Here is a 12,728-nt window from a genome sequence, read left to right on the forward strand (position 1 = left end):
TAATGTAGAAGAATTCACACAATTACTACATTACATGTATTAATTATTACGTGAATAAAAAACTTGATAAAATATTTCATCAAGTTTTTCACAGGACGCTTTTATCAATATTCTTTATGCATGCAACAATAAACGCGTAGGCTACTAACATTAAAGCTTTCAATTACCTAGGAGGAGTAGAAGCGTACCTATACTACTGATTTTCTTTTCCCTCTGATTGTTACTGAGAAACGGTCAATAAATTGATGTGGGCAGAGAATCTTTTGTATAAAAAACATATATTTTCAAATCTTTTTTATTGCGTAATAAAACCAACTATATAATACTATATGAAACATATATATTTAGGAGGATTACAGCAATGTCTGAAAAAACATACGAACTCGCTACCTTTGCAGGCGGTTGTTTTTGGTGTATGGTAAAACCATTTGATGAACTTCCTGGCATCCAAAAAGTCACTTCTGGATACGCAGGTGGTCACATTGAAAATCCAACATACGAACAAGTAAAATCAGGGATATCAGGACATTTAGAAGTCGTTCAAATTACATTCGATCCTTCTATTTTCCCGTATCAAAAATTACTTGATTTATATTGGCCACAAATTGATCCAACTGATGATGGTGGGCAATTTTTCGATCGCGGTCCCTCTTACCGCACAGCAATTTTTTATCATAATGAAACACAAAAAGAGCTTGCAGAAAAATCGAAGCAAACTCTAGCAGAAAGCGGTATATTTAAAGATCCTATCGTGACTGAAATTCGCTCAGCTGCACCTTTTTATGAAGCAGAGGAATACCACCAAAATTTTTATAAAAAGAATCCAGAGAAATATGCTACCGAGCAAAAAGAATCTGGGCGTGAAGAATTTATTAAAGAAAATTGGTCAAAAAAATAACACACTCTCTCCATGTTTTTTCATCTTTTTGAAAAAGCATGGAGTTTTATTATCTTTGGAAGAAATACAAAACGATGATAAGAACGATTACTGTTAATGTCCAAAGCTTTAATTCATTTATCAGCCTTCTTTTCTTAGCTGACATTATCTGTCCTCACCTCACTTTTATTTTTCCACAGAAATACCTTTCTCCAATAAACATGAAAAAACCTCCAGTTCATTTCCTGAAGGCCCCATTGTAATGCATACTTATTTCTAGAATTACTTTTTCAGTCTCTCAATAAAATCGTTCAACTTATCAAGTGATTTCATATTATGATTACAAGCTACACTATCTTTACAAATATAATTCCCCTTTTTAACGAAAGTTCCCGGTACATCACCCTTTATCTCAACTAAGAACATTCCTACTTCTTCATGCCCATGACATAATGAACAAATACTTTTTTTATTTATACTTTGGAATGTTCCTTGTAGACCAACAAACTTATTTTTATTGTTTTTCGCTATAATAAATTTCCTGCTCGAGCCTTTATCAATCCAGCCCAAATAAGATATTTCTTTCATATTGATTTCTTCCATATCAGGAAGTTTTAATTTTTTTGCCTTAGGGAATAATTTTTTTAACGTTTGTGCTGTAACTTCCTGAAACGGAATTACATATGGATTTATTTTCAGTAAAAATGCTTCTGCATCTTCTCTATTTTCGACTGTTAATACCATATCAATTAACTCTTTTTGTTCGGTAGCCAAATTCTCAAAGACATTTAGCACTTTTTCAATAGCAAGAGATTTCAGTGCCGCAATAACCCCTCGATCATTTGCTGTCGCATGTCCATTTGCTAAAATATAAGCTTGTGATTTTATAAAATTATATTGATCACTTCTAATAAAAGCTTCCATCTTTATCACTCCATACAAATTGTTGATCTAGTATCATTGTATACAATAATCATGTTTTACGGTATGTAAAAGACGATTTACAAAAGAACTTTACATAACAAAACCGCCTCTAGGTTTCCCATTAGAGGCGGCTTCCTTATTTAGAATACACGATTTTCTTAATCGTTTCCCCGGACAGAAAATACTTTTCAGCAAGTTGATGAATAGCAATTCCACTTTTAAACGCATCCTTAATTGCTTTATTTCGTTCATCTAATTGCTTTCTTCCTCCAGATTGTGTACCCCATTTATAATGTTCCGTTTCTTGTTTTGGAATGTAAATTGTTTCACCTTGTACATACTTTTGAATTTCAATAATTAAACTTTCTGGTAAAACAGTCGCAGCTTTTACGTATTTCATTTCTGCTCGCCCCTTATTTTTTATGGTTCATTTCAATAAGGTGCAAAGCCAAATATAAAAAATGATACGAGCTCATTTGGGCGATTGTATATTACTTGTCTACCTCACGCAAAGTATCGCCATTTCCATACTTGGCTTTGCATGAGACGTTGCAGTGTCTGGCAATTGAATTATAATCGCCATATAAACACCTCCTAATATACCTTTTGCATTTTATTATATGACAAATCCTCTCACCTTGCACCTTCCATGCTTTCTTAAAGAAAAAGCGCTAGCCTTTCGTTAAAACGATAGACTAGCGCTTTAGATTAAATGATTCCTAATACATTTAGGAATACGATAATAATCGCAATTGGTGCAATATAGCGAAGTAAGAATAACCATAATACGAATAGTTTATAGCCTTTATTTTTACTTACGCCAAGCTCTTTCATTAATACATCTTTCTTCATTTTTAAAGGAACGAAGATGGAAACCAGTAATACGCCTAGTGGCATTAATACGTTACTAACCGCATAATCTGCTAAATCAAAGACAGTCTTTCCAAAAATCTTGAGATCACTTAAAATCCCGAATGATAATGCTGATGGTACACCAACAACGAAGATTAATAACCCAACTATTAAGGCCATTTTTTCGCGTTTCCCTTTACCTTTTGATGTTAATGACGCAACACTAATTTCTAACATCGAAATTGCTGATGTAATAGTAGCAAAGAAGAATAGTAATAAGAAAACGATGAAGAATAATTTTCCGAACGCCATTTTACTAAAAATAGCTGGCAATACGATAAATAATAGCCCCGGTCCTTGAGATGGTTCCATTCCAAATGCGAACACAACTGGGAAAATTGCAAGTCCTGCAAGTAATGTAATAACAAGCGTCAAAGCTACAATAGAAAATGCTGAACGCGGTAAACTTTCTTCTTTCGGTAAGTATGAGCTATACGTTACCATAACAGCTACACCGACAGATAGCGAGAAGAACGATTGCCCCATTGCATATAAAATAATTTCTGACGTTACGTTTGAGAAATCAGGTTGCAAGAAGAAGCGAACTCCTTCTCCAGCACCGTCTAATGTAAGTGCACGAACAATTAATACAAAGAATAAAACGAATAGTGCTGGCATGAAATATTTATTTACTTTTTCAACACCATTTTGTACACCTTTACTTACGATAAAAATAGTAATAAGGATAAATAATAGCTGTGATCCAACCGCTAAATACGGATTGGAAATGATTTCACCAAACGTAGCTTCGTATGCCCCATTTCCTTCCCATAGTCTACCTGTAATTGCATTCCATAAATATAATATAATCCAACCTCCTACAACACTGTAGAAAGAAAGTAATATGAAACATGTTACAATCCCCAACTTACCTAACCACGGCCATAGCGTTTTAGGCGCAATTTCTCTGTACGCATCAACGGCCTCTTTTTGTGTACTTCTTCCAATAACGAATTCGGCTAATAATAGCGGTAAACCAATTAATAATGTGAAACCAATGAAAATAAGGAAGAACGCGCCGCCTCCTCCGATGCCGGCCATATACGGGAATTTCCAAATCGCCCCAAGACCAATTGCTGAACCTGCTGCAGCTAATATGAAGCCTAATTTCGATGTCCATTGCTGTGAATTCATTTGTTTATCTCCTCTCTTTATCTTTTTTCTGTTTTACAATTCGGTATTTATATTGTTCTATCAATACTATTTTCTAATACACTCCCTTCCTTCCTAATAAAAAAACGCCCCTACGTAAACACGTAGGGACGACAAAAATATCGCGGTACCACCCTAGTTATGAAGATACACCAAAAGTAAGACCTAAATAAAAACGCCCCTACGTAAATACGTAGGGACGATAAAATATCGCGGTACCACCCTAGTTATGAAGACACAACTAAGTAAGACCTAAATAAAAAACGTCCCTACGTAAATACGTAGGGACGATATATATCGCGGTACCACCCTAGTTGTGAAAAAAATCTTCACCACTTTATTTGATAACGGTATGCACTACCGTCTTTCATTTCCTCACAATGTAAGATTTATGAAAGATGCTCCAGGACGAACTTCATGAATAATCTATATACTGATTCACACCAACCATCAGCTCTCTGAAATAGGGAGATTTTCACTACTATACCCTTTCATTGCCCAAATATTATTTTCCGAATTGATTACTATCATTTTTATCATACATTAAAAATAGTGTCAACTCATATTTTGAATTTTTATGTATTACATTCTATTTAAAAATTCAAAATATGACTTTTGTATGAATAGTATTAGAACATTTATGGTTTATACTGTATTAACTTCTCTAGCGGGTTTATAGTAGTATACGATGAATGCAAGACAGCACGAGTAGGAGGAAAGGATTTTGTCTACTTCAAAAGTTTTAAAAGGCACTGCTTTATTAAGTGGTGCAACAATGATTTCACGAATTTTAGGTTTTATATACTTCTTCCCTTTTCAATTATTAGTTGGAACGCAAGGGGTCGCTTTATACGGATATGCATACTCTTGGTACGGTATTTTATTAAGTTTTTCAACAGCTGGTATTCCTATTGCCGTCTCCAAATTTGTTGCAAAACATAATGCGCTTGGTGATTATAGTACAAGTAAAAAATTATACAACTCTAGCGTAAAATTGATGCTGTTTATGGGCTTTTTAGGATTTTTAATTTTATTTATTGGAGCACCATACATATCACAATTTATTATTCGTTCAAAAACGCCAGATCCACAATTTATCGCCGACGTAACGCTTACGATGCGAGCATTAAGTTTCGCGCTTATTATCGTACCAGCTATGAGTGTTACACGTGGTTATTTCCAAGGCTTTCAACATATGAAACCAAGTGCTGTTTCTCAAGTCGTAGAACAAATCGCACGTGTCGTTTTCATTTTAGTTGGTAGTTTTATTGTCTCAAAACTATTAGGAGGTTCAGTAGCCTCTTCTGTTGCAGTTGCTACATTTGGCGCTGTTATCGGGGCACTTGCCAGCGTCTCAATTTTAATGCTGTACTGGAAAAAATATAATGGATTAAAACCTCCTGAAGGCGAGCTAAAGTCAAGAGCATCCGATATTCCGTTAAAAAATATTTATATGGAATTACTTCGATATGCAATTCCAATTGTATTTGTCGGTATTGCGATTCCACTTTATACGCTAGTAGATCAATATACAGTCGCTGATGTCCTTAGAGCGATGGGAGAGCCTTTAGAAACCGCGAATGCAGTCTTCGCTTATATAACGAACTATGCCCAAAAGTTAATTATGATTCCAGCTTCACTTGCAACTGGATTCTCATTAACGATAATTCCAGCTATTACGAAATCTTATACAAGCGGGAAGCTAGATGAATTACAAGAACAAATTTCAAAGATATTCCAAGTATTGTTATTCTTCACTATCCCAGCCGCATTCGGTTTAGCTAGTATCGCTTACGATGCATTCCGCATGGTTTATGTAAATCCTGAAATTGCACTTGGGGGATCGCAATATTTAATTTCATTTGCACCTTCTGCTATATTAAGTGCGATTTTCACAGTTTCCGCAGCTATATTACAAGGAATTGATTATCAAAGAAAAACAATGATTGCATTCTCAGTCGGTATCCTCGTTAAGGTTTTAGTGAACACACCACTCTTACATTTATTTGGCGGACACGGTGCTGTACTCGGCACAATTCTTGGATATCTCGTTTCAAATATTATTATGTTGTACTGCATCATTAAGTTTGCGAAATTCAAAATTGGCGAAACAACAAAAACAGTATTTCTTATTACGCTTTACTCCGCAGCAATGTCTGCTGTTGTAATTGCATTAAGAGCATTTATAAGTTGGATTATTCCTGGCCAATCTTATATAGAATCACTGATCATTGTGTTTATATGCGCAGCAGCAGGAGGACTTGTTTATCTTTTATTCGTATTAACGAGCGGACTTGCTTCTCATATTCTCGGTGATCGTATTCAACGTTTACCTGTACTAGGAAAGTTAGTGAAATAAAATAATACTATAATCAGTGGGGTTCTTCCCCCTGATTATTAGCCCTCACCAATCGAACCTTAACCGGCATCACGATTCCTATCTAATCTCCATTATGATGTTATTCATCTTTCCCAAGTTAACATTTCTACATCAAAATTCATTTTCCCTATCATTACCACATGTCCATCAAGCGAATATTATTAAGTACCAAAAACATTTTTATATCTTTTGACAATAAATAGATTATGCAAATTAAGCTTCGTTCTTATTTTGGAGATTTTCTAGTACTTTAAGCACATGAAGATTTTTTCTTATCAACATAAAAATGGAGTCTCAAGATGCTACTCTTGAAACTCCACCTTCTTTCAATTACTATTAGATGTTTAAGAGTTTGATGGATACCAAGAGAATTTCGTGTCACTATCCAGCGGTTTATTCTTAGTTTCCTCTTGGATTAAGTTAAACCACTCATTTAATATTTGAGTTTTTGGCAATTGGGCGGCAGAATCATCTTCCCAGATAATATGTGAAAACCAGGCTTTTGTTTCCCATTCAAATTGTAATTCTGCAAAGGAAATTGTAGGATGTTCAGCTTCATTAAATTGCTGATTTACTGCATTTGAAACTTCTGAGGCTTGAGGTAACAACTCGTTCTGAATTCTATTTTTTATAGTCTCATTTTCTAGCTGATCCCAAAAATACAATTGCCCGTTTATTTGATAGAAAATATCAAATGAAGCCTCACCTTTTTTCAAGTTCAGTAAAACGAATGCACGTTCCACATTGTTGTCAGCCGCCTTTACAGCATTAATAATTATATTTTGTGCCATCGATACCCAATATCCAGTTGCTTCTTCTATCGGAGATTCAACATACAATTCTTCATTTAATTCATGTAGAGTTGCTTCTTGATTGTTTACTTGTTCAACTTTTTTGAAAAACCTATTAAAAAAACCCATAGCTTCCCCCTTATTACTGTTTTCTTATTTCAATTATAATAAATAGATAATAACAAATTTTCCCTGTAATTCAATTGTATCATTTTCAAATTCTTTATAAAACAAAACGATTTAACAGTATTTATTTATGTATGTAATGCGCTTCTTTAATTAGAAGTTCAACTTTGCAAAGATGGTGACAAAAGTGATTATTGGATATTTAAATATAAATTCTCAAAAGAGTGTCACCGTTAGAGTAGAATATAATCCGATTACAAAGGCATATTGGTCTCGCATTATTGAAATGAGCGAAGAGACAAAAAAGAAATTAAATAAACAATTTAACTTCATAGAAAAATAGAAAACAAACATCTCCCTTAGCCTCTTTATACAAAAAGAACCAAGGTTAGAAATGTTTGTTTTCATTTTCTATTTCACAAAATAAAAAATAGATTTTTCTTGCTCATCAATAGTTACTTCTGGAGCGTATGTATGAACTAATTGCACCACTTCTCCTATTAGCAACTCTAATTCTTGCACACTATATTCCGGATTCCCTATTAACGTGTCCGCCATACGTTCATATAAATTTTCAGGTTTAATAGTCATTCGTTCCACATTATATGGCATCCATTTAAATGCAGGATGATGCACATACATTCTATTCAGACCAAATAAGACCCCAAATATATTTCTTTGTACCTCACAAATAATATCATAAAGCATAAGCCAATCTTTCCGCTTCAAAAGTGCCTTGCGATTATGCCAACGATTACTTAACCATAGATTTTCTGAAATCATTCGTTTCGCTAGTTCGTCTGGATATGCCGATACTCTACCTTTTAATTCATTCACTTTCACTTCTCCATACAAACTCACACCATCATGAACCGATGATACAATACATTGTTTCTCATAATTTATATCATACTGCTCTACAACTTCTGAAATAACCTTTTCTACTGTCACTGTTAAAAAATTACTAATCTCTAGTTTAATTCCTTCTTTCGTCAAATATGTTTCCGACCATTCTTCTTCCTCGTAAGGATGATATGATAAAATCGTTCCACCAATATTGTTAATAGGCCCTTGACGATCCTCATCCTCTGGTGGTGATGACCATAATATATGCAATTCAATATCTGAATGTTCATCTTCTAATTTTCTCGCTACAGAGCCTGCTAAAATAATAGCTTTAACTTTCGGATTTTTCCTATAAATCTCCGACATTTCTATCGCTTTCTCTTTTAATCCCATTTCATTTCCCCCTAAAGCTAAATCATTCTCCTTTATTTACATTTATCTATTTCGATATTACATCTTATATTCCCTTTACCACTTTCACCTTTTCAAAATTAACTCAATCATATTTCTATCCAGTAACGCTGCACAATTTCATCAGAATTAGAAGAAACAACTTCATCCTCTAACACACCGCCAACCTTTTGAATTGTTTTAGCCGAACAAACATTCGCTTTATCACAAGTTATTAACACTTTCTTCAAACCTAATTTTTTCGCTTCAACTAATGAAAGTTGAAGTTGTTTAGTAGCATATCCCTTTCGACGTTCATCGGGATGAATACTATACCCAATATGACCACTTTCCAACAATAACTCTGGATTTAACCTGTGTCGAATATTCACAAAACCTATTAATTTTCCATTCTCAACACTTAAAAACTGACTAGACGGCACTCGATTAGATGGTAAGTTTTCTCCTACTTCTTGTATACTCACTTTTTCAAACCATTCATCAAATGAATCAAAATTTTGTAAAGAACAACTACCGTGTGGTTGTTCTCCTGAATTAGAAAATGCCTGCCTATACTCCATAATTTGTTCGCTATATTCATATTTCGGTTTCAATAGTTTCATCGTCCTTCACCTCTCTTAATAACCTAAAACAAACACCTTAATAGTGGCTATTGCACCATTAAGGTGTTTCTATCGTTTTTATTCAAATAATCCCATACTCAAATAACGTTCACCTGTATCTGGTGCAATACATAAAACTTTTTTGCCAGTGCCTAAACGTTTCGCTATCATTATCGCAGCGTAAACAGAAGCTCCTGAAGATGGTCCTACTAATAAACCTTCTTGTCTTGCTAAGTTTCTCATAGTAGTTAATGCCTCTTCATCTGCAATTTGAATAATTTCGTTATACACTTCTGTATTTAAGTTTTTTGGAATAAAACCAGGACTTGTTCCTACTAGTTTATGAGGGCCTGGAACACCACCAGATAAAACTGGTGATCCTTTCGGTTCTACTACTGCAATATATAAGTTGGGTAGTTTCCCTTTTAACGTTTCACCTGTCCCCGTAATTGTTCCACCCGTTCCTGCCGTTGCTACAAATGCATCAAGCTCTCCATCCATTTGTTCATAAATTTCAAGTGCAGTCGTATAACGATGAATATTCGGATTTGCTGGGTTTTCAAATTGCTGTGGAATGAAACTATTCAGTATTTGTTTTTGTAACTCTACCGCCTTCGCAATTGCTCCTGGCATTCTTTGTTCAGCTGGTGTTAAAACTACTTCTGCTCCGTATGCTTTCAATAAATTAATACGCTCTTTTGACATATTATCTGGCATAATTAAAATAGCTTTATATCCTTTAGCAGCTGCATTCATCGCTAAACCAATTCCTGTATTTCCACTTGTCGGTTCAATAATTGTATCACCAGGTTTTATAAGTCCATTTTCCTCAGCAGCATGAAGTAAATTATAAGCAGCACGGTCTTTCACACTCCGCGACGGATTAAACATTTCCAGTTTTACATACACATCCGCTGCGTCTTCTGGAATAAATTTAGATAATCGGACGACAGGTGTATCTCCTATTAATTCTGTAATGTTTTCACATAATTTCATAGCGCATCCCCTATTCTATCGTTTTCTTATCATTTGGCAGTAACCATGAAGTCAGTCCAATTAATGGTAAACAGCTACATAATAGCATAATAAACTGAAGACTATACATATCAGCCAATTTCCCAAGAACTACAGCACCTAATGCTCCAAGACCAAACGCAAGGCCTACAATTAATCCTGATACCATCCCTACTTTTCCAGGAACAAGCTCTTGCGCATAGACAACAATTACACTAAAACTACTTGAACTAATAAAACCGATACATAAAAATAACGGTACAACCCACACGAGCGAAACGTGAGGTAATAAAAGTGCAAGCGGCGCTGAACCGAGCATTGAAAATACAATTATCTTTTTCTTACCGAATCGATCTGCTAACGGACCACCGAAGAAAGTCCCTAACACCCCTGCAATCATAAAAGCAAAGACGAAATACTGTGCATTTTTTATAGATAAACCGTAATGCTCTATTAAATAAAATTGATAGAAATTCCCGATACCAGCACCGTACCAAGAACGTACGAATGTTAGAAAAACAAGAAGCAAAATAACAAATTTAATGTGCGTACTTACAATCGCATTTTCAGCCTCAAGCGCAGCTCGTTTCTTTCTTCTTACAGCACCATTCATTAATTCATTTTTATACCAATTTGAAACGAAGATTAACAATACAATCCCTACCGCTGCGAAAGCAGTAAAACCAAGAGAACCAATTTGACCGAGCGGAACGAAAATGAGCGCTGTAAAAATAGGTGCTAGAGAGTTCCCTGTATTTCCTCCCACTTGATAAATCGCTTGTGCTAAACCTCGTTTTGCACCTGCTGCCATATAAGCAACTCGGGCACCTTCTGGATGAAAGACTGCAGAACCTAATCCAATAAATAAAACAGAAATAATAACAATAATAAAATTCGGTGCAAATGCGAGTCCAATCATCCCAAGCATACTCGAAAACATACCGAGCGGTAATAAGAATGGTGACGGCTTCTTATCCGAATACATACCAAAAACCGGCTGCATAATCGATGACGTCATATTTAATGCAAACGCAATCCATCCTACTTGCATATAGGATAAATTCATCGTTTTTTCCAAAATAGGAAACAACGCCGGCACAACCGCTTGCATCGAATCATTTAAAAAATGTCCGAAACTAATTGCAAATAGTATACGGTATATTGTCGGTGTTTCTACTGCATTTTTTTGTGAAACTGCCTGCATATATGAATCTCTCCTTCCTGTACAAAATATATATTTATTACAGTAAGTTTGAGACTCCCACGACTAAAGTCGCAAGCCCGAATCCTTACGGAATTACGGGCGGGATTCTTGAATGACTAAGCGTTCGCAGTCCATTTCTGTTTTGAACAGCCTTCAAGATGAGGGCATCCCATTGCCCCTCCTAAACCAGACCATATAGGTGCTTAGGCTGATTGACTGTTACCATCAATCACAGTTGCATAGCGAATATTCATCGCCCCAACGATATCACGGTGTGTCTCAAACCCACATGGACACTTGTACTTTCTGTCTTGTGCCCTGTTCTTTTCAGCACATTTCGGACAGCTTTGACTTGTATAAGCTGGATTCACATATTCAACCTGAATATTAGCTAATATCGCTTTATATTCAATAAATTTTGACAAACGATAGAATGACCAAGTGTGTAGGTTTTTTTCGTTTTTACGGCTTGTTCTTGCCGTCTGTCTTATATTCGTTAATTGTTCTAATCGAATGACAGAAATATGATTTGCAATCGCAAAATCAATAATTTCACGACTTATTTTGTGGTCTTTATCTTGCATCCATCTTTGTTCTTTATCATCCAATCGCCGAATCGCATTCACTTTTTTGGCTTTTCCTAATTTCTTACGAATACAACAAAACTTACGCTTCTTACATTTGTTTTGTCTACCATTTCCAAAGAAACGAACCTTATCATCATCTGTGATTGCTACAGCGGGGACCTTGAGACCTAAGTCTACTCCTAAAATTTTCGTTCCCGCCCTTTCATTTGTAGGAAGCGTGACAGCTATTTGGGCCATCCACTTATTCGATTTCTTTATGATACGAAGTGTACCTAACTTATGTTTTAACAAATCTAAATTGCGATTATTTTTATCTGTTAATAAAGCTCGAACCTTTAAACGAGTTGACTTTCCATTTACCATAAATGGAATGGAAATATAAGTACAGTCAAATGAATAATTTTGATTGTTCCATACACAAACAAGTCTTTTTAGAATCGGAATGATTTTATAATGGCTTTTCTTTACTTTTGTAGCAAACAAACTTTTCGCGTCTTTAATCGCTTGATTCTTCACCGCACTTGGGATATTTGCTTCAATATCTTTTGTGCTTTTTTTCGTAGTTTTCTTTGCTTTAACCATTTCCGATACAAGTGTATTTATAACTTTGATATATTCGTGACTACTTTGTTCCAATAAACGGATTTGTTCTATTGTTGGAATCAATTTCACTTTCACTGTTAGGGTCTGTGACATACGTTTCATCCCCTTGTTTTTTGATTTTCAGCATCGTTCATTTGATACATTTCTAGCAATAGAAACAAAATAAGAACGTGTCCATAAACTTTGCAACTGCATGAGACGAGGAGATTTTTCTCTCAAACACTTTGAAACGTTCTTCTATCATCATTGATTCTCGTTACAATATATCATTTATTTTCGAAAAATTACAACAAAAAGAC

Annotated in this window: 12 protein-coding genes, 1 pseudogene and 1 other annotated feature; of the genes and pseudogenes, 3 read left to right on the plus strand and 10 right to left on the minus strand. The window is 35.0% G+C overall.

Translation table 11 applies throughout. From position 1 onward, the window contains the following. Positions 1-361: 361 nt before the first annotated feature. Positions 362-898: a peptide-methionine (S)-S-oxide reductase MsrA gene (msrA, locus tag BAU28_RS25795; RefSeq protein WP_071720713.1), complete on the plus strand. Its 537-nt coding sequence runs from the start codon at positions 362-364 to the stop codon at positions 896-898. Positions 899-1,159: 261 nt separating this feature from the next. Here the strand turns inward: msrA and BAU28_RS25800 are convergent, their stop codons facing one another. The 3 genes from BAU28_RS25800 to BAU28_RS25810 form a co-directional block, all read right to left on the minus strand. Then, positions 1,160-1,801 (minus strand): FusB/FusC family EF-G-binding protein, encoded by a 642-nt coding sequence (locus tag BAU28_RS25800; protein WP_071720716.1) that lies wholly within the window; start codon positions 1,799-1,801, stop codon positions 1,160-1,162. Positions 1,802-1,937: 136 nt separating this feature from the next. Beyond that, entirely contained in the window at positions 1,938-2,201 is a 264-nt protein-coding gene (locus tag BAU28_RS25805) for a CD3324 family protein (RefSeq protein ID WP_002171359.1), read from the minus strand. Positions 2,202-2,509: 308 nt separating this feature from the next. After that, positions 2,510-3,847: a sodium-dependent transporter gene (locus BAU28_RS25810; protein ID WP_002171358.1), complete on the minus strand. Its 1,338-nt coding sequence runs from the start codon at positions 3,845-3,847 to the stop codon at positions 2,510-2,512. Between the two features lie 298 nt (positions 3,848-4,145). Next, positions 4,146-4,369, minus strand: a binding site (T-box leader). Positions 4,370-4,589: 220 nt separating this feature from the next. On the opposite strand from BAU28_RS25810, the gene BAU28_RS25815 reads away from it, so the two are divergent. Beyond that, on the plus strand, positions 4,590-6,224 hold the full coding sequence (locus tag BAU28_RS25815) for a putative polysaccharide biosynthesis protein (protein WP_071720718.1): 1,635 nt from the start codon (positions 4,590-4,592) through the stop codon (positions 6,222-6,224). 365 nt (positions 6,225-6,589) lie between these two features. On the opposite strand, the gene BAU28_RS25820 is transcribed toward BAU28_RS25815, so the two are convergent. Then, complete coding sequence (locus tag BAU28_RS25820) at positions 6,590-7,165, minus strand: hypothetical protein (protein ID WP_071720720.1); 576 nt, start codon at positions 7,163-7,165, stop codon at positions 6,590-6,592. Between the two features lie 172 nt (positions 7,166-7,337). On the opposite strand from BAU28_RS25820, the gene BAU28_RS30780 reads away from it, so the two are divergent. Further along, positions 7,338-7,505, plus strand: coding sequence for a hypothetical protein (locus BAU28_RS30780; protein ID WP_208610981.1), 168 nt, complete (start codon positions 7,338-7,340; stop codon positions 7,503-7,505). A gap of 68 nt (positions 7,506-7,573) precedes the next feature. On the opposite strand, the gene BAU28_RS25825 is transcribed toward BAU28_RS30780, so the two are convergent. The 6 genes and pseudogenes from BAU28_RS25825 to BAU28_RS31170 all read right to left on the minus strand — a co-directional run. Beyond that, positions 7,574-8,401, minus strand: a complete 828-nt coding sequence (locus BAU28_RS25825; RefSeq protein WP_071720722.1) for a DUF4037 domain-containing protein — start codon at positions 8,399-8,401, stop codon at positions 7,574-7,576. A gap of 107 nt (positions 8,402-8,508) precedes the next feature. Continuing rightward, entirely contained in the window at positions 8,509-9,021 is a 513-nt protein-coding gene (locus tag BAU28_RS25830) for a GNAT family N-acetyltransferase (RefSeq protein WP_071720723.1), read from the minus strand. A 78-nt stretch (positions 9,022-9,099) separates the two neighbouring features. Next, positions 9,100-10,017, minus strand: coding sequence for a cysteine synthase A (cysK, locus tag BAU28_RS25835; RefSeq protein WP_071720725.1), 918 nt, complete (start codon positions 10,015-10,017; stop codon positions 9,100-9,102). Between the two features lie 10 nt (positions 10,018-10,027). Further along, entirely contained in the window at positions 10,028-11,239 is a 1,212-nt protein-coding gene (locus BAU28_RS25840; RefSeq protein WP_002171353.1) for an MFS transporter, read from the minus strand. Between the two features lie 203 nt (positions 11,240-11,442). Next, the gene (locus tag BAU28_RS25845) at positions 11,443-12,522 is read right to left on the minus strand and encodes an RNA-guided endonuclease TnpB family protein (protein ID WP_071720727.1); all 1,080 of its coding nucleotides are present in this window, start codon (positions 12,520-12,522) and stop codon (positions 11,443-11,445) included. A gap of 5 nt (positions 12,523-12,527) precedes the next feature. Beyond that, positions 12,528-12,657 (minus strand): annotated as a pseudogene (locus tag BAU28_RS31170) (IS200/IS605 family transposase); the annotation flags it as partial. Between the last annotated feature and the right edge of the window lie 71 nt (positions 12,658-12,728).

The sequence above is a fragment of the Bacillus paramycoides genome (genome assembly GCF_001884235.1).
GTDB lineage: Bacteria > Bacillota > Bacilli > Bacillales > Bacillaceae_G > Bacillus_A > Bacillus_A paramycoides.

What these genes read in the sequence shown, in the direction of transcription:
- BAU28_RS25820 (WP_071720720.1), bottom strand. Translation starts at nt 7,165, where the DNA reads ATGGGTTTTTTTAATAGGTTTTTCAAAAAAGTTGAACAAGTAAACAAT.
- BAU28_RS30780 (WP_208610981.1), top strand. Translation starts at nt 7,338, where the DNA reads ATGGTGACAAAAGTGATTATTGGATATTTAAATATAAATTCTCAAAAG.
- BAU28_RS25830 (WP_071720723.1), bottom strand. Translation starts at nt 9,021, where the DNA reads ATGAAACTATTGAAACCGAAATATGAATATAGCGAACAAATTATGGAG.
- cysK (WP_071720725.1), bottom strand. Translation starts at nt 10,017, where the DNA reads ATGAAATTATGTGAAAACATTACAGAATTAATAGGAGATACACCTGTC.
- BAU28_RS25800 (WP_071720716.1), bottom strand. Translation starts at nt 1,801, where the DNA reads ATGGAAGCTTTTATTAGAAGTGATCAATATAATTTTATAAAATCACAA.
- BAU28_RS25805 (WP_002171359.1), bottom strand. Translation starts at nt 2,201, where the DNA reads ATGAAATACGTAAAAGCTGCGACTGTTTTACCAGAAAGTTTAATTATT.
- BAU28_RS25845 (WP_071720727.1), bottom strand. Translation starts at nt 12,522, where the DNA reads ATGTCACAGACCCTAACAGTGAAAGTGAAATTGATTCCAACAATAGAA.
- BAU28_RS25810 (WP_002171358.1), bottom strand. Translation starts at nt 3,847, where the DNA reads ATGAATTCACAGCAATGGACATCGAAATTAGGCTTCATATTAGCTGCA.
- BAU28_RS25840 (WP_002171353.1), bottom strand. Translation starts at nt 11,239, where the DNA reads ATGCAGGCAGTTTCACAAAAAAATGCAGTAGAAACACCGACAATATAC.
- BAU28_RS25825 (WP_071720722.1), bottom strand. Translation starts at nt 8,401, where the DNA reads ATGGGATTAAAAGAGAAAGCGATAGAAATGTCGGAGATTTATAGGAAA.
- msrA (WP_071720713.1), top strand. Translation starts at nt 362, where the DNA reads ATGTCTGAAAAAACATACGAACTCGCTACCTTTGCAGGCGGTTGTTTT.